We start from the raw sequence: 15,787 nt of genomic DNA, 5'->3' as shown, positions 1-15,787 counted from the left end.
TCCTTTTACAGGTGTCGGGTGGGGGTTCTAGGGGGTGAGGGTCCTGGGGGTGACGGTAAGGCGCAGGCCTGCCTGGTGTCCCAGGAGGTCCCTCGAGAACTTTGGCACGGGAATGAATCCCTGCCAGCGGTACTGGGTGGGGTCGGTGTCCCTGAGCAGGTCTTCCTCCGTCGGGTTCCAGTCGCGGAGGGCGGTGGGCACTGTGCTGTTCCACGCCGCCCAGGCCTTGGGCAGCGGCCGGTCCGCTGAGGGCGGCTCGATGTCCACCAGCAGCGTGTCCTGCCAGTCCTCGGTCTGTTCCAGGTGGTCGGCGAAGAAGAAGTGCCCGTCCTTTTCGATGATGGACATCAGCTTCAATTTCAGGGCATGGCGCAACCGGGGCACTTCACGTCCGGCAACACGCGGCCGCGGGGCTTTGGACGAAAGGAACGTGGTCAGGAGCGGGACCGGCGAGTCGATCGGGTCCCCTTCCTTCCAGTGCTCGACCTGCACCGGGCAGAAGTGGGCAGCGCTCTGTTCGTGGACCAGGACCGGGAGGCCGCGGATGGCCAGGCCGACGTCGAGCTGGTACTCCACCTCGGGCGGGTCGGCCTTGCCAACGGTGAACCCCACCAGTTCCACCTCAATCTTGAGGTCGCCGAACAGGAAACGCTGGAGGTTCTGGTAGCCCTCTTCGGAATTGACGATGCCGTAGCGCCCGCTGTGGCTGCGGTGCACCACCGCCAACACCGCGCCCTTGACCGCGGCATTGTCGATCTGGACCAGTCCGTCGCTGCGGGTGCCCACCGCTTTGGAGGACAAGCCCATGGCGACGTCGTAGTCCTCCGGGTTGGAGCCCACCAGACAAAAAAGCTCTTGGACGGGGAACCCGTCGTCGGGCATTTCCGTAGCCCGGAAGGCATCGCGGGTCCGGGTCCTCCTGAGGGCGGGCGGGGTGAGGTATTCGTACATGCGGTCGGGCCCGAAAATGTCCGCCCCCTGGAAACGGGTGGCGTCGCGGATTTTCTCGAACAGGCCGAACCCCACGGCGAAGCGGATCCCGCCGTGCGGCGTCGCGTAGGTGAACACCCGGGCAACGTACTTGGCACCCGCGGCAGGGTCCACCGCTCCATCATCACCGGCGAGGCTTTCGGGGATGACGCGCTGCAGGAGTGAACGGCAGATCAGCCCGCCCATCGAGTGGGCTACCAGGAAGACTTTCGGCGCGCCGGTCTTTTCCAGCACGAGTTTGATCAGCCCGAACAGGTCGCGAGCCGCTTCTTCGAAGGAGAAGTCCTCAGGGTTCTGGTCGAAGGTGTTGGCCGAATCGTCGTAGAAGCGGTGGATCCAGATCGATGCCGAATTCACGGAGCCGGCGTCGGCGCTGTTGAGGAACGCCCACTGGTCGCCGTGGACCGGCACCTCATACTTGTGGTCTGCCACCAGGCGCAGCATCGGGGACTCGAACTGGTGGAACTTTGCCCGCCCGCTGCCGTCGGCGCGGACATGGACAGAACCCTGGCTGAATCCGTAGAAGGGGTCGTCCACGGCACTGTTGATAGCGGAGCCGGTGCCCGCGAAGCCGCGGACGTAGATGATAGGAAGCCGACCGTCAGAAGGGGTTGTTCCCATGGAGCGAGTGGACCACGGGTGCCGTTACGGTGGCGTTACTGCCTGCGCCGGATCCGGGTCGCACCCGCACGGTAACGCCGCAGTAACGCCCGGGCGGGTCCACTGGGCCTGCTGGAGCAGTTCCAGTAGAGCTTTCGAGGGAGCGGAGCGCGGACATGGGTTGGAGCGGCTGGTTCAACATCGGTGCCCCTGCGGGCGGGTTCAACGGTGGTCCGGCCACCATCTCCAGGAACAAGGATGTCTGCAACGTCTACGTCCGCGGCAACGACAACGCCCTGTGGCAGCGTGCCTGGTTCGCCAACAGCTGGCACCCCTGGGGCCGGCACAACGACGGCGGCGTCCTGGCCTCAGAGCCGGCGCTCGGCTCCATGGGCCCGGACCATGAACACGTCTTCGTGCGCGGTACCGACGGGAACGTGTGGCAAAAGTACTGGACGCGCACCGGCGGCTGGAGCGGCTGGTTCAACATCGGCGCCCCGGCCGGCGGCTTCAGCGGCGGGCCCGCCACCATCTCCAGGAACAAGGACGTCTGCAACGTCTACGTCCGCGGCAACGACGGCGCCCTGTGGCAGCGTGCCTGGTTCGCCAACAGCTGGCACCCCTGGGCACGGCACAATGATGGCGGCGCCCTCGCCTCCGACCCTGCGCTTGGTTCCATGGGCCCGGACCACGAGCACATTTTCGTCCGCGGCACGGACAGCAACGTGTGGCAGAAATATTGGACGCAGACCGGCGGCTGGAAAGGCTGGTTCAACATCGGCGCCCCTGCCGGCGGCTTCAGCGGCGGGCCCGCCACCATCTCGCGGAACAGGGACGTGTGCAACGTCTACGCCCGCGGGAATGATGGCGCCCTGTGGCAGCGTGCCTACTTCGCCAACAGCTGGCACCCCTGGGGCCGGCACAACGACGGCGGTGTCCTGGCCTCCGAGCCTGCGCTCGGCTCCATGGGCCCGAACCATGAGCACGTCTTTGTGCGCGGTACCGACGGCAACGTCTGGCAGAAGTACTGGGTGCACGAGGCGGAGCCGACGGGCGAGGTTTCATTCGGGGTGAGCGAATGCGTCTATAACTGGACGGCGGCCTACCACCAGTCAGGGACCAGGGTCACCGTGCGGATCCAGCTGAACCCGGATGCCGGCATCAGCACCGCCACCATGGACAGCCTCCGGACCACGTGGCGCAACGGCATCATCAATACCTGGTCCGACCGGTTCAGCTGCCTGGCCCCCAACGGCGGCCGCCAGTCCGTCACCTTCGACGTGCAGTGGGTGGGCTCCGGAGCCCACCACGCGGTGCGCGTGCAGCCGGGGCCGGCGCGCTCGAACATGCGCCTGTGGGACACCAGCGACACCGGGGATGTTGCCGCCCACGAGTTCGGACACATGCTGGGGCATCCCGACGAGTATGCGGATGCGGCGTGCCCGGCCAGGAGCCCGGTGAACACCGGCACGGTGATGGCGGACAACACCGAGACCGTGGCCCGCCACTACAATCGCATCACCGGTTTCCACGGTTCCGGCCACACCCCCACCGCCGGAGCATCCGAGCCGCCCGAGGTATTTGAAGAGGCCGCCATGACGCTGAAGAACATTGATGCCCTGAGGCCGGAACCCCGCGCCGCTGTACTGCAGCGGCTGCGCGGCATGGCCGGAAGCGGTGCAGCCCCTGAACGCGCTGAAGAGACAGAGGTGTCGTTTGAAGTCAGCGGCGGCGCGCCCGGCGAGCGCTACGCCTACCGGTTGGGCGTGCACGGGGACGGCTCCGCGCAGCGCAGCGTGCTGGATGAGCTGCTGCAGGGCGGTAATGACGAGACCAGCCAGGCGGTGGACCGGCAGCTCGCCGGCCGGGTGTTCCAGGCCGCGGCTGATGCGGGCCTGCTCGATGACAGCGCCCCGTCGGTGCCGGAGCAGCAGCTGGAGGGCGAGGTGCTGCCTGACACCATGGTTGCCGTCATCACCGTCCGGGACGGTGATGCCCTGCGCCGCATCGCTGTCCCCGCGGACGAACCCGCCAACGCCCCGGCCAGCCTTCCCGGCGAGCCTGCGGACATCCCGCTCCGGACCCAGATCCAGCTGCCCGCCGATTCGGTGACAGCACTGCGCCCGGTCCTGGAGGCGCTGGGGGCGGTCGAAGCGGCCCTTTGACGGTCATGCCCGCGGGAACCGTGCCGGCACTTAGCTCTTGGCCCAAATCGCTACCCAGTCGACGTAGAGGACGTGAACGGAACGTTGGGCCGGAAGACCTGGGGTGGTATGCCCCTCCGGTCCAACGCCGTGCAGGGTGGCACAGATGACCCGTGCACGGTCCCCTTCGGGAAACCGCACGGAGTAGCGACCGTACAACTGGCTGTTGTAGGGCCGTTCCGTAACTCCCTTAAACTTTGGGGTCCCACTCCTCCCACAAGGGTTTGCCCAGGGTCCTCGTTCCGTTCACTTCCCCCATGGACATCGCCGCAGCCGATCGTGAGTACCGGGTACTCATCTTTCCGTTCCTGACCTCGCGGGAGCGGTGGAAGAGGCAGGTTAGGGGTCAGTCAGGGGTACACCGTTGGCCCCGGAACCGGCCTTGCCGAGGCTCCAGTAGCCGCGGAATTCGGACATTCTTGCATCGACCCCGGCGCCAACCAGGCAGCGGCGAAGATCTCTGACCGTTTCCGCCTCGGCTCCCACCCAGGCGTAGGTGCCGGATCCGGCGTCGCCGTTGCTCACAGCATCGGCAACCGCCCGTTCCAGACGCTGGCCGCGGGGGACACCGCCGTCGCGGTTCAGCCAGGTGACCCTGACCCGGCTGTCCGAGGCCAGCGGAAGGATGTCGCCGGCAGCCGGGACTTCCAGGAAGGCTTCCCCGCTGAGGTGTTCGGGGAGGGCCCCGAGGATTGAGCTGATGGCCGGGACTGCTGTTTCGTCCCCGGCGAGCAACACGTGCCGTGCGGCGCCCGGCTTCCAGTTGATGCCCGCCTCTGGGAGGGGAGTGGCCGTGGTGACCGCCGTGACGTCGGGTCCAACGAACCATGCCCGCTGCCCTGGCACGGCATTCTGTGCCCAGGCCGTGCCGGGGCCGGCGTGGCCACCGGGGGCGGCATGGAGGACGAAGTCCACGTCGAGCTCGGCTCCGGCGGGGCTTCGCCGCAGGGTGCGGACCGTGTAGCTGCGGACGAAACCCCGGCCCGGCTGTTCCTGCCGGAGCCAGGCCTGGTACCAGCCCTGCTCGAGGGTGCCGTCAACGGCGCAGGGCAGTTGCAGGGCGTGCCCCGGCACGGGCAGCAGCATCTTGATGCGGAGGTCCAGGGTGGGGCCCGGCACTCCGAAGTTCTGGAGCGAAGGACCTGCAAAGGTGATGCGGCGGAAGTGCGGGCCCAGGTCCCGCACTTCCGCCACCACTGCCTCGAACACCCGGACCGGGTGCCGGGTAACCGGTACTGAAGCAGCCATCTGCAGCATTACGGCAGCTGCGGATCCACGCCGTAGTGTTTGGCCAGGTCCGTGATCACTGCGTGGGCGCCCTGGATGCTGACCGAGGCCAGGAAGGTTGCGTCGTCCACGTCGATGACCTCGCCCTGGAGCCGCTGCCACAGCGGGTTGGACGTGAAGGCCTCCTGCTGCGCGCGGGCCTTGTCTCCTTCGGCCCCGGCGGGCGTGAAGGCGCTGACCATCACCAGGCCTGCGTCGCCCTGCAGGATCTGCTCGGCGGACAGCGGCACGAAGATTTCCTTGTCACTGTCCGGCTGGTCCTTGGGCCGCGGGATGTTCATGTCAGCCATAATCTCGCCGATGAAGGAGTTTGAGGAGTACAGGCGGGCGGTGTCGCCACCGGTGAACCGGATTAGGGAGTAGGTGGCGTCCGGCTTCTTGGCCAGGATCTCGGCGCCGACCTTCGCGGCGCGGTCCTCGTAGACCTTGACCAGTTCTTCGGCTTTTTCCTTCTTGCCCAGGGCCTCGCCAAGGAAGACGACGTTTTCCTTCCAGGTGGGGCCGGTGCTTACGGAGAAGATGGTGGGCGCGATCTTGGACAGCTGTGAGTACAGGGCTTCATGGCGGACCTTTGCCGAAACGATCAGGTCCGGCTGCAGTTCGAGGATCTTTTCCAGGTTTGGCTCGGCCAGGGTCCCCACGTTCACGGAGTCCTTGGTGGCCTCGGCAACGTCGCCGAGGTAGGGGGCGAAGGGGGCGTTCGGGTCCTGCCGGTACTGCACGTAGCCCACCAGGTCGGCCTCGAGCAGGAGGGCTGCGTCGATGTAGCTCGGATCCAGGGCAACCACCCGCTTGGGGGCGGATCCGATGGTGGTGGAACCCATGGTGTGATCCATGGTGAGCGGGAAGCCCACCGTCTCAGCGGCGGCGGTGGAGCTGGTGCTGCTGGTGCTTGCGGCCGGGGAGCCGCAGGCGGCGGTGGCCAGGAGCACCAGGCCGGCGGCGGCAGCGGTGAGCTGCCGGATGATGCGAATTTTCACGGGGATGCCTTCGGAAGATTGTGGGGATGCGACGCATTAGGCAAGGCTTACCTGCGCCTGCCGTAGACTGTAGCAGCACTTGGGGGAATAGCTCACAAACCCGTGACGTAATAGAAAGCCGCATGTGAAGACGCTGATCGCCGGACCAGGACCGGGGCCGCACGCCGCCCGGAAGGAGCCTCCCTCCGCCACCCAACCGGGCAATCCGGGCCGGAAGGCGCCCCGAAACCGCAAGGCATGGCTCTTCACTTCCGCACTCGCATTGTTCGCGGCCTGCGTCCTCAGCATGTGCATCGGCGGCCAGCCCTCGTCCCTGCAGGAGGTGTGGCACGCCGTCTTCACCCCCGCCGGGAACGCGATGGACGTGACCATCCGTGAGCTGCGCTGGCCCCGGACAGTGTTGGGCATCTGCGCCGGAATCTGCCTGGGCCTGGCCGGAACCCTGGTGCAGGGGCACACCCGGAATCCCGTGGCCGACCCCGGGCTGCTCGGCATCAACCAGGGCGCAGCGCTGGCCATTGTTGCCGCGACGGCGGTTGCCGGCGACCTTCCCGCCCTTACCCAGGCGCTACTGGCCTTCGCCGGGGCGCTGGCAGCGAGTGTCCTGGTGTTCATGATCGGTTCGGCGGCCCGGTACGGCGCCACCCCGGTCACCCTGGTCCTTGCCGGTGCCGCCGTCACCGCGCTGTGTTCCGGGCTGGTGGCAGGAATCGTGCTGCTCAACGACCAGGCACTGGACACCCTGCGCTTCTGGCAGGTGGGCTCCCTGGCGGGACGCTCGGGAGTGCTTGAACTGGTGTGGCCTTTCATCGCCGCCGGCGTGGTCATGGCCGTGGTGAACATCCGCGCACTGAACGCCCTCGCCCTGGGCTCGGACACCGCGGTTTCCCTGGGCATCCCGGTGCTGCGCGCCCGCGCCATGGGCATCGGAGCTGTCACCCTGCTGGCCGGAACAGCAGTGACGCTTGCCGGGCCCATTGCCTTCGCCGGACTGCTGGTCCCCCATCTCACCCGGGCCGTCACCGGGCCCGACTACCGGTGCCTTGTTCCCCTGTCCCTCTTCACCGGGGCAACACTCGTCCTGCTCGCGGACACCGCCGGCCGCCTCATCGCCCGCCCCGGGGAACTGTCCGTTGCCGTGGTCCTGGCCGTGGTGGGCGCACCCTTCTTCGTCTACCTGGCCAGGCGCCGGAGGCTGGCAACCCTATGACCGTCCTGCAGAAACGGCGGCCCACGCAAGGAAGCGCGGGCGAAACAAAGATCAGGGCGCTGCGCGCCGGCCCGGTCTCCATCCGATTCAACGTCCGTGCCCTGGCGGTTGCCGGCCTGCTCATCCTCGGGACGGTGGCGGCCATGGCGCTGCACGTCGCCTTCGGCGGGACCCCCCTGGCCTACCCCGATGTCCTCCGGGCGCTGCTCGGCGATGAAACCAACCCCCGGATCCACCTCGCCGTGACGGAGTTCCGCGCACCCCGCATGGTGGCCGCCGTCGTCGTCGGTGCCTGCCTGGCGGCGTCCGGCGCCATCACCCAGACCGTGGCACGCAACCCGCTGGCCAGCCCGGACCTGCTGGGCGTGACGGCGGGAGCATCCCTGGGCGCCGTCACCGTGCTGGTGGTGGCGGGCGGCGGGCACGCCGGCCTCAGCGGTATCGCGGCCACTGTAGGGATGCCGGCTGCGGCCTTTACCGCAGGCATCCTCAGCGGCATCGCGGTGTACCTGCTCTCCTACCGGCGGGGCGCGGACAGCTACCGCCTGGTGCTCGCCGGCCTGGGAATCTCCGGCCTGGCAGCAAGCCTCACCACCTGGATCCTCACGCTGGGCGACGTAACCAGCGCCGCCCAGGCCCTGACCTGGATGATGGGTTCCCTGAACGGGAAAGAGTGGGAGACCGTGCAGCCCATGGCGCTCAGCGCGGCGGTGCTGCTCGCCGCGGCCATGGCCAGCGGCAGGTGGCTGCTGCTGACCAGCCTGGGCGAGGACACCGCCGTCGGGCTCGGGGCGCGGATCGGCACGGTGCGGCTGGTTGTCCTCACCCTCGCCGTCCTGCTCGCCTCCGTGGCCACGGTGACGGCCGGTCCGGTGGCGTTCGTTGCCCTGGCCAGCCCCCGGATTGCCCGGGCCCTGGCCTCCACGGTGGTTCCCTCCGTAGGCGTATCCGCCTTGGTGGGCGCCATCTTCGTGCTCGTGGCCGACACGTTGTCCGCGAACGTCCTGGCCGCTCCCCTGCCCGTCGGAGTTGCCACCGCCGTTGTGGGCGCGCCTTTCCTGATCCACCTGATCCTCAAGTACCAGCGGAGGCTGAGTTGAAATTGTCCACGGAGCAGTTGGAGGGCCTGCGCGCACAGGACCTCAGCCTTGGCTATGACGGTGCCGACATCATCAGCAACCTTTCCCTCGAGGTTCCCAACGCCCGGGTCACCTCGATCATCGGCCCCAACGGCTGCGGCAAGTCCACGCTGCTGAGGGGCCTGGGCAGGCTCCTGGCGCCGCGGGCCGGCGAGGTGTTCCTTGACGGCGTCCCGCTGCGGCAGCATTCCACCCGCCATATCGCCACCCGGATCAGCGTGCTGCCGCAGACACCAACGGCGCCGTCGGGGCTCTCGGTGGCGGACCTCGTCTCCCGGGGCAGGCATCCCCGGCAGAAGTGGTACCAGCAGTTCTCCGCTTCCGATGAGTCCGTGGTGGACGGGGCCCTGGCTGCCACGGACATCCTGGGGCTGGCCGACACGCCTTTGGATGACCTCTCCGGCGGCCAGCGGCAGCGCGCCTGGATCTCGATGACGCTGGCGCAGGAAACAGGGATCCTGCTCCTGGACGAGCCCACCACCTACCTGGATTTGGCGCACCAGGTGGACGTGCTGGAACTTGTCCGCAGGCTGAACCGTGAACACCAGCGCACCGTGGTGATGGTCCTGCACGACATCTCCCTCGCGGCCCGGTATTCGGACCACATCGTCGCCATGAAGAACGGTGCCATCGTGGCAGAGGGCACCCCCGCGGAAGTCATTACGCCCGCGCGCCTGCTGGAGGTGTTTGGCCTGGACGCGCACGTGGTGTCCGAACCAACGGAGGGCCGCCCGCATGTCATCCCATTGGGAACAGCGGCGGCCGCGGTACGGGCTTAGGCAGGTCCCCGGCGCGTACGACGGCGGCGCAGGGCCGCCGTCGTACACCTCACCGTCCCGAGGGGTTCGGTCCCGACATCGAGTGAGAGAGGGTTTGAGTAAAACCCACATCAACTGAGAGAGGGTTTGAATTGAGCCGACGTTAAGTGAGAGAGCGTCGGCGGGGTGCGCGGGGTGGGGGTTAGAGGTCTGCGAGGAGAGTGGTTGGGTTTTCGATGGCGTCGGCCACAAAGCGGAGGAAACCGGCTGCTGTACCGCCGTCACAGACCCGATGGTCGAAGGTGAGCGTCAGCTCAGTGACCCTTCGGACTGCCAGCTCGCCGTTCACCACCCACGGCTTGTCGATAATCCGGCCCACGCCCAGGATGGCCACCTCCGGGTGGTTGATGATCGCCGCCGACCCGTCCACGCCGAACACCCCGTAGTTGTTGAGGGTGAAGGTGCCGCTGCCGAGTTCCGTGGGGGTTGCCTTGCCTTGGCGTGCGACGTCGGCAAGCCGGCGGATCTCCGCGTCCAGTTCGCGGGCGCTCAGCTTTTCAGCCGACCGGACCGAGGGCACCACTAGTCCTCTGTCCGTCTGGGCGGCAATCCCGAGGTTGATCCCGTCGAACGAGACGATCTCCTGCGACCCGTCGTCCGCGGTTTCGATCCGTGTGTTCAGCTCCGGGTACTTCTTCAGGCCCGCCGTGACAAAGCGCGCGATGAACGCGAGCAGGCCGGGTGCCTGGGCGTCACCGCCCTTGAGCCCCTCGCGGAGCTCGAGCAGCGCGGTGGCGTCCACGTCCACCCATACCGTCGCCTCGGGAATTTCCGACCGGCTGCGGGACATGTTGACCGCAACCGCCTTGCGCACTCCCCTGACCGGTGTCCGGGCCGCGATGCCCAGGCCGGTGCGGGCATCAACGTCCGCCGCTGGCTGTTCCCGGGGTGCCGCGGGTTCCGGTGCTTCTGCGGTCTCCGGCACTGATGGTGCTGACGGAGCAGTTGTCCGCAGGGCCGCTTCAACGTCCCGGCGCATGATCAGTCCGCTCTCGCCGGAACCGTGCAGCTCGCCGAGGTCCACGCCATGCTCGCGGGCCATCCGCCGCACCAGGGGTGAGATCACTGCACCGAGCTTGCCGGGGACGCGCGTGCGGAGGAGCGAGAGGTCCACGTCGGCATCCGGTACAGGGCCGCCGTCGGCCGCCCCGTCCTCCAAGGGAAGGGTGTCCACAGACCCTGCCGCCGGCACTTTCCGCGCCCGGGTACGGCGGGCAACGCCATGGCCGCCCGGAGTGCCGTAACCAATCAGCACGTTGCCCGAGCCGGCTTTTTCTTCCTCGCGGTAACTCTGGGCGGCGGCAGGAGCACCAACGGGCTCCGCCTCAGGTTCGGCCGGTTCGCCCAGTTCGTTCTCGGCAGGGGTGGTTTCAGGTTCGGCAGGCCCGGGAACGTCCGAAGTTTCGGCAGCCACAGAAGCAGGCCCAGCCCAGATCGGCCGCACCGAGATCAGCGGCTTCCCCACGTCCAGGGTCTCCCCCGGCTGCCCGTGCAGTTCCTCAACGATCCCGGCGTAAGGGGACGGCACCTCCACCGCGGACTTGGCGGTCTCCACCTCGGCGATCGGCTGGTCAACGGTGATCTCGTCACCAACGGCAACGTGCCAGGACACGAGTTCGGCTTCGGTGAGCCCCTCGCCCAGGTCCGGCAACAAAAACACACGCGTTTCACTCATGGTCAGTTCTCCCACTGAAGGTCGTCGACGGCGTCGAGGATGCGGTCCACGCCGGGCAGGTAGTACTTCTCAAGCTTGGGTGCCGGGTACGGGATGTCGAATCCGGTGACGCGGCGAATGGGGGCGGCCAGGTAGTGGAAGCAGCGCTCCTGCACCCGGGCCACGATCTCGGAGGAGACGGATGCGAACCCGTGGGCCTCGGCGATCACCACGGCCCGGCCGGTCTTCCGCACGGACTCACAAACAGTGGCGTCGTCGAACGGGACAATGGTGCGCACGTCGATGACCTCCAAAGACCGTCCTTCCGCAGCAGCCGCTTCGGCAGCGGCGAGCGCGGTGGGGACCGAGGGGCCGTAGGCAATCAGTGTGGCGTCGGTGCCGGGACGCGCGACGGCGGCGCGCCCCTCAGAGCCAAGTCCCGCCGTCGTGCCTTCCGCCCCAAGCCCTTCCTCATGAACGCGCCGCAGCTCACCCAGGTCCACCGGGTCCTTGGACCAGTACAGCTTCTTGGGCTCCATGAAGACGACGGGATCGTCCGAGTCGATGGCCTCGCGGAGCATCCGGTAGCCGTCGGCCACGGCGGCGGGGGTGTAGACCTTCAGGCCGGCGGTGTGGGCGTAGTAGGACTCGGAGGAGTCGCAGTGGTGCTCCACTCCCCCGATGCCGCCGCCGTAGGGGATCCGGATCACCATGGGCAACTTCACGGCGCCCTTGGTGCGGTTGTGCATCTTGGCCACGTGGCTGACAATCTGCTCGAACGCCGGGTAGGCGAACGCGTCGAACTGCATCTCGATCACCGGGCGCATGCCGTTGATGGCCATGCCCACTGCCATGCCCACGATGCCGGACTCGGCCAGCGGGGTGTCGAAGCAGCGCTGCTCGCCGAAGGTCTTGGTGAGCCCGTCGGTGATGCGGAAGACGCCGCCCAGCGTGCCTACGTCCTCGCCGAACACCAGGACGGAGGAGTCGGCGTGCATGGCGTCGGCCAGGGCTGTGTTGAGGGCCTTGGCCATGGTGACCGGCTGCGGGCCGACAGCTTCGGCCGATGCTGCGGCAGACGCGGCGGCCCGGGCGGTGGCAGCAGAAACGTTGCCGTTGGCCTCGGATGAGGTGGTGATGGTGGGGCTCACTTGCCGGCCTCCTGTGATGATGCTGCTGCGTCGCGGGCGAGTTCGTCGGCGAGCATGGCGGACTGTTCCTTGAGCTGCGGCGTGGTCCGGGCGAAGACGTGGCGGAAGAGTTCCTGCGGGTCCACGGGCACGTCCTCGCTGAGTCCTTCGCGCAGCTGGGCGGCAACGTCCTCGGCCTTCGCAAGGATCCGGGCCTCGGCGGCGTCGTCGAGCAGGCCGCGGTCGCTCAGGTAGGTGCGCATCCGGTTCACCGGGTCCTTGGCCCGCCACTCGGCAACTTCCGCGCTCTCGCGGTAGCGCGTGTCGTCGTCGGCATTGGTGTGGGCCTGCATGCGGTAGGTGTTGGCCTCCACCAGCAGGGGGCCGGAGCCTTCCCGGGCCAGTTTCACGCCGCGGTCCAGGACTGCGAGGAGCGCGACGACGTCGTTGCCGTCCACGCGTTCGCCGGCCATGCCGTAGCCCACGGCCTTGTGCGCGAGCGACGGCGCCACGGACTGGTGTGCCAGCGGCACCGAGATGGCGTACTTGTTGTTCTGGACGAAGAAGATGACGGGCAGGTGGAAGACGGCGGCGAAGTTCAGGGCCTCGTGGAAGTCGCCTTCGCTGGTGGCGCCGTCGCCGCACATGGCCAGCACCACGGTGTCCTCGCCGCGGAGCTTGGCGGCGTGGGCCACGCCCACGGCGTGGAGGAGCTGGGTGGTCAGCGGGGTGCACTGGATGCCCACCTTGTGTTTGAGGGGATCGAATCCGCCGTGCCAGTCGCCGCGGAAGATGGTCATCACCTGGACGGGGTCAACGCCGCGGGTCATCACGGCCACGGCGTCGCGGTAGGTGGGGAACATCCAGTCGCCGTCCGCGAGGCACAGGGCGGCCGCCACCTGGCAGGCCTCCTGGCCGTGGCTGGACGGGTACACGGCCATGCGGCCCTGCCGGACGAGTGCGGAGTTCTGATCGTTGACGCGGCGGCCGACGACGAGCTGTTCGTACGCTGCCAGCAGTTCCTCATCGCCTGGCAGGGGGTATTCGTGGCCGGGTTCGGTGCCCTGCTCACCTTCCGGGATGAGCCGGCCGTCCGGGGCCACCATCTGGATCTGGTGCCGGGCCGGGAGCATGTAGTCCTCGGCGGTAATGCCGAACTTCTTGACCGCTTCGGTGAGCGCGTCCTCATGCGGGGCGGTGCCGGCCTGGTGCGGTGCGGCGTGGTTCGCGGAGATCGTCATTGTTCCGTCCTTCTGTTGCCACTATTCCTTCCCAGTATCTGCCCGCAGCAGGTTTCGTATCCAGCATCTTGAGGAATCGTGGAGAAGCTGTCCGGTTGTGCCTAGACTGGAAGACGAATTGCAAATGTGAGCCAGCTTACTGACAAGGTGCGTAGACAAATTGGCAACGAGGGATGCGGCCACGGAACCTGTTCTGCTGGATGAGATCGACCGGAGGATTATTTCGGAGCTGACCCGGGACGGCCGGATGTCCGTGACGCAGGTGGCAGAAAACGTCCATATCTCCCGGGCGCACGCGTACACCCGGATCGGCCGGCTTACCTCTGAAGGGATTTTGACCCGGTTCACTGCGCTGGTTGACCCGATCAAGGCCGGGCTCCGCTCCTCGGCCTACGTGACCTTGAAGCTGAAGCAGGATTCCTGGCGGGAGCTGCGCGATTTATTGGCAGCCATACCGGAAGTGCACCACGTGGCCCTGGTGGGCGGCGACTTCGACGTGATCCTGCTGGTGCGCGCCGTGGACAACATCGACCTGCGCCGGGTCATCTTCGACCAGCTCCAGACCATGCCCGGAGTACTGGACACGCAGACGTTCCTGGTGTTCGAGGACCTGGACACGCGCTGATTGTTCAACTGAGATCCCCGGCAAGGTATCGGTTACGCGCTTCAATGAGCCTCCGGAGGTAGCCGGCCAGCACCAGTTTCTCGACCAGGCGTCCGATGAGGCCGAACGGTGCTGCGAACTCGATGCGATCAACCATGGTGGTGCCGCCGGAATCCTGATTGAACTCATGGATGTGCCGGAACCGTCGGAACGGACCCTTGACCTGCTCATCGTCGAAAGTCTTCACGCGACTTTGCCATCGAGTCCAGAAATTCGACGCCGGCCCGTGCTCTAAAGGCTTTCTTAATGGCCGGTAAGGAACATCTTCAGCGAAGTCTTTGGTTCCGTTCATAGGTTTTGGTACTGGTCCTTGAGCGCGGTTTTCCAGACTGTGTGGCATCCGTTCAGACGAGAGCTGCTGGAGGCAACCTGTGACCATCACATCCGAAAAAGCAACAGAACCTACCTACCTTTCCGTCGTCCGCACCCCTGACCAGGAACAGCCCACAGCACGGGCAGGCATCGCGTGCGTCATCCCCGCTTACAACGAGGAAGAGACGATCGCGGAGGTCTTGACCTCGCTGTTGGACCAGACCCGGCTGCCGGATGTTATCCACGTCGTGATCAACAACTCGGACGATGAGACGTTTTTTGTGGCCCGTGAATTCGCCGGCCCCCACGAACGCACCTACCGTGACACCACCCAGCGCACTGAAGTGTTCGTCCATGACATCGGCACGAACAAGGACAAGAAGGTCGGTGCACTGAACTACGGGTTTGCCCAGGTTTGCGATGACTTTGACTACTTCCTTGGCGTGGACGGGGACACGGTGGTGGACCAGTACGCGGTGGAACATCTGGAAAAAGAAATTATCAGTGATCCACGCATCGGCGGAATCTCCGCAATCTACACTGTCGCCGAGCTGGAGAAAAAGGGTTGGACCGCCAAGTTTCTCACTGCCGGCCAGCGGGCCCAATTTGCAGCGTTCAACATGGACAACCTGCTGCGTGGCCGGAACATGGCCGTCCTGGGCGGGCAGTGCTCGCTCCTGTCCATGGATGCGCTGAAGAACGTCATGGTGGACAACCGCCAGTCCACCCCCTGGGTCAAGGACTCCGAGGTTGAAGATTCCCTGCTGTCCCTGCAGATTAAGAACCTCGGCTACGCCACCAAAATTTCCGCCCACGCACGCGCATCAGTAGGCGGGATGACCACGCTGCGGTCCCTGGACGGACAGCAGGTTAAGTGGAACTACGGGGCCATCGACCTGATGTGGCCGGGCCAACGCAGCAACACTCCCGGCCAGCCCCTGCACCCGAACCTCAGGCTGCGGTGGAGCGAGAACGTATCCATGGTCTTCAACATCCTTACCCGTATCTCCTTCCTGATGCTCCTGGCCGCCTCACTCAGCATCAACGCCTACGTGTTCTACCCCGTCTGGCTGATCCCCCCGTTCGTGGCGGTGATCCTGAACCTCCGGATAGCGATGTCCATCAAAGGCAAGACCGGCCGCGACATCGCTTTTGCACTGCTGGCCCTGCCTGCCGAGCTCTACCTGTGGCTGCGGATGGGTCACTTTGTCAGGGCCTGGACCAAATTCTTCACGAGCGCCCAAACCGACAACTGGGCCGCACAGGCCCGGGCGGAACGGGGTGCCGGATCCGCATACCTGATGCCGGCCATCGTCCTGGCCGTTATTTCCGGTGGCGTTGTTTTCGCCTGGTTGCAGATGTCCGTGGACCTGCGCTCGGCAATCCTTTCCATCGGTTGGCCCATCCTGTACATCACCACCATGGTTCAGACGGTCTTTATGCTCCGCAAGGCCTTGCGCGGCCACCGCGGCTTCCACGTCTGACACCCTGCCCGTCCTGTTCCGGCCGCGACAACGGCGTCGCCCTGGAACGCCCTGCCCCCAACCCCTTGACTGAT

Annotated in this window: 13 protein-coding genes; 6 read left to right on the top strand and 7 right to left on the bottom strand. The window is 66.6% G+C overall.

All coding sequences use genetic code 11. The features are described from left to right. Positions 1 to 27 precede the first annotated feature (27 nt). Entirely contained in the window at positions 28 to 1,611 is a 1,584-nt protein-coding gene (locus tag FDW81_RS04690; protein ID WP_138133013.1) for a triacylglycerol lipase, read from the bottom strand. A gap of 155 nt (positions 1,612 to 1,766) precedes the next feature. On the opposite strand from FDW81_RS04690, the gene FDW81_RS04685 reads away from it, so the two are divergent. Next, entirely contained in the window at positions 1,767 to 3,755 is a 1,989-nt protein-coding gene (locus tag FDW81_RS04685) for a hypothetical protein (RefSeq protein WP_138133012.1), read from the top strand. 378 nt (positions 3,756 to 4,133) lie between these two features. Here the strand turns inward: FDW81_RS04685 and FDW81_RS04675 are convergent, their stop codons facing one another. Both FDW81_RS04675 and FDW81_RS04670 read right to left on the bottom strand, forming a co-directional pair. Continuing rightward, a complete protein-coding gene (locus FDW81_RS04675; protein WP_240719948.1) occupies positions 4,134 to 5,042 on the bottom strand; it encodes a siderophore-interacting protein in 909 nt (302 codons plus the stop codon). Positions 5,043 to 5,050: 8 nt separating this feature from the next. Beyond that, positions 5,051 to 6,061 carry an ABC transporter substrate-binding protein gene (locus FDW81_RS04670; RefSeq protein WP_171027108.1) on the bottom strand — a complete coding sequence of 337 codons (1,011 nt, stop codon included), beginning with the start codon at positions 6,059 to 6,061 and terminating at the stop codon, positions 5,051 to 5,053. A gap of 124 nt (positions 6,062 to 6,185) precedes the next feature. On the opposite strand from FDW81_RS04670, the gene FDW81_RS04665 reads away from it, so the two are divergent. From FDW81_RS04665 to FDW81_RS04655, 3 genes are read left to right on the top strand one after another with little or no spacing between them, the layout of a single operon-like run. Further along, positions 6,186 to 7,271, top strand: coding sequence for an iron ABC transporter permease (locus tag FDW81_RS04665; RefSeq protein WP_240719946.1), 1,086 nt, complete (start codon positions 6,186 to 6,188; stop codon positions 7,269 to 7,271). Continuing rightward, a complete protein-coding gene (locus FDW81_RS04660; protein WP_240719944.1) occupies positions 7,268 to 8,371 on the top strand; it encodes an iron chelate uptake ABC transporter family permease subunit in 1,104 nt (367 codons plus the stop codon). Before FDW81_RS04665 ends, FDW81_RS04660 begins: the two co-directional genes overlap by 4 nt. Further along, positions 8,368 to 9,189, top strand: coding sequence for an ABC transporter ATP-binding protein (locus tag FDW81_RS04655; protein WP_138133009.1), 822 nt, complete (start codon positions 8,368 to 8,370; stop codon positions 9,187 to 9,189). Before FDW81_RS04660 ends, FDW81_RS04655 begins: the two co-directional genes overlap by 4 nt. A gap of 181 nt (positions 9,190 to 9,370) precedes the next feature. On the opposite strand, the gene FDW81_RS04650 is transcribed toward FDW81_RS04655, so the two are convergent. Genes FDW81_RS04650 through FDW81_RS04640 form a run of 3 tightly spaced genes read right to left on the bottom strand, consistent with a single transcriptional unit; the run spans position 9,371 to position 13,253 of the window. Next, entirely contained in the window at positions 9,371 to 10,903 is a 1,533-nt protein-coding gene (locus tag FDW81_RS04650) for a dihydrolipoamide acetyltransferase family protein (protein ID WP_138133008.1), read from the bottom strand. A gap of 2 nt (positions 10,904 to 10,905) precedes the next feature. Further along, complete coding sequence (locus FDW81_RS04645) at positions 10,906 to 12,033, bottom strand: alpha-ketoacid dehydrogenase subunit beta (RefSeq protein WP_138133007.1); 1,128 nt, start codon at positions 12,031 to 12,033, stop codon at positions 10,906 to 10,908. Beyond that, positions 12,030 to 13,253: a thiamine pyrophosphate-dependent dehydrogenase E1 component subunit alpha gene (locus FDW81_RS04640; RefSeq protein ID WP_138133006.1), complete on the bottom strand. Its 1,224-nt coding sequence runs from the start codon at positions 13,251 to 13,253 to the stop codon at positions 12,030 to 12,032. Before FDW81_RS04640 ends, FDW81_RS04645 begins: the two co-directional genes overlap by 4 nt. A 160-nt stretch (positions 13,254 to 13,413) precedes the next feature. On the opposite strand from FDW81_RS04640, the gene FDW81_RS04635 reads away from it, so the two are divergent. Further along, positions 13,414 to 13,878, top strand: coding sequence for an Lrp/AsnC family transcriptional regulator (locus tag FDW81_RS04635; RefSeq protein ID WP_138133005.1), 465 nt, complete (start codon positions 13,414 to 13,416; stop codon positions 13,876 to 13,878). A 4-nt stretch (positions 13,879 to 13,882) separates the two neighbouring features. On the opposite strand, the gene FDW81_RS04630 is transcribed toward FDW81_RS04635, so the two are convergent. Further along, on the bottom strand, positions 13,883 to 14,104 hold the full coding sequence (locus tag FDW81_RS04630) for a hypothetical protein (protein WP_138133004.1): 222 nt from the start codon (positions 14,102 to 14,104) through the stop codon (positions 13,883 to 13,885). A gap of 184 nt (positions 14,105 to 14,288) precedes the next feature. On the opposite strand from FDW81_RS04630, the gene FDW81_RS04625 reads away from it, so the two are divergent. Continuing rightward, a complete protein-coding gene (locus FDW81_RS04625) occupies positions 14,289 to 15,713 on the top strand; it encodes a glycosyltransferase (protein ID WP_205754597.1) in 1,425 nt (474 codons plus the stop codon). The last annotated feature ends 74 nt before the right edge of the window (positions 15,714 to 15,787 follow it).

Origin of the sequence: Pseudarthrobacter sp. NamB4, from assembly GCF_005796185.1 — a bacterium.
Classification (GTDB): domain Bacteria; phylum Actinomycetota; class Actinomycetes; order Actinomycetales; family Micrococcaceae; genus Arthrobacter.
This window is presented reverse-complemented; position numbering and strand designations above follow the sequence as displayed.

Bases quoted from the DNA above. Each gene is read 5' to 3' on its own strand.
- FDW81_RS04685 (WP_138133012.1), top strand. From the start codon at position 1,767: ATGGGTTGGAGCGGCTGGTTCAACATCGGTGCCCCTGCGGGCGGGTTC.
- FDW81_RS04675 (WP_240719948.1), bottom strand. From the start codon at position 5,042: ATGGCTGCTTCAGTACCGGTTACCCGGCACCCGGTCCGGGTGTTCGAG.
- FDW81_RS04660 (WP_240719944.1), top strand. From the start codon at position 7,268: ATGACCGTCCTGCAGAAACGGCGGCCCACGCAAGGAAGCGCGGGCGAA.
- FDW81_RS04640 (WP_138133006.1), bottom strand. From the start codon at position 13,253: ATGACGATCTCCGCGAACCACGCCGCACCGCACCAGGCCGGCACCGCC.
- FDW81_RS04650 (WP_138133008.1), bottom strand. From the start codon at position 10,903: ATGAGTGAAACGCGTGTGTTTTTGTTGCCGGACCTGGGCGAGGGGCTC.
- FDW81_RS04690 (WP_138133013.1), bottom strand. From the start codon at position 1,611: ATGGGAACAACCCCTTCTGACGGTCGGCTTCCTATCATCTACGTCCGC.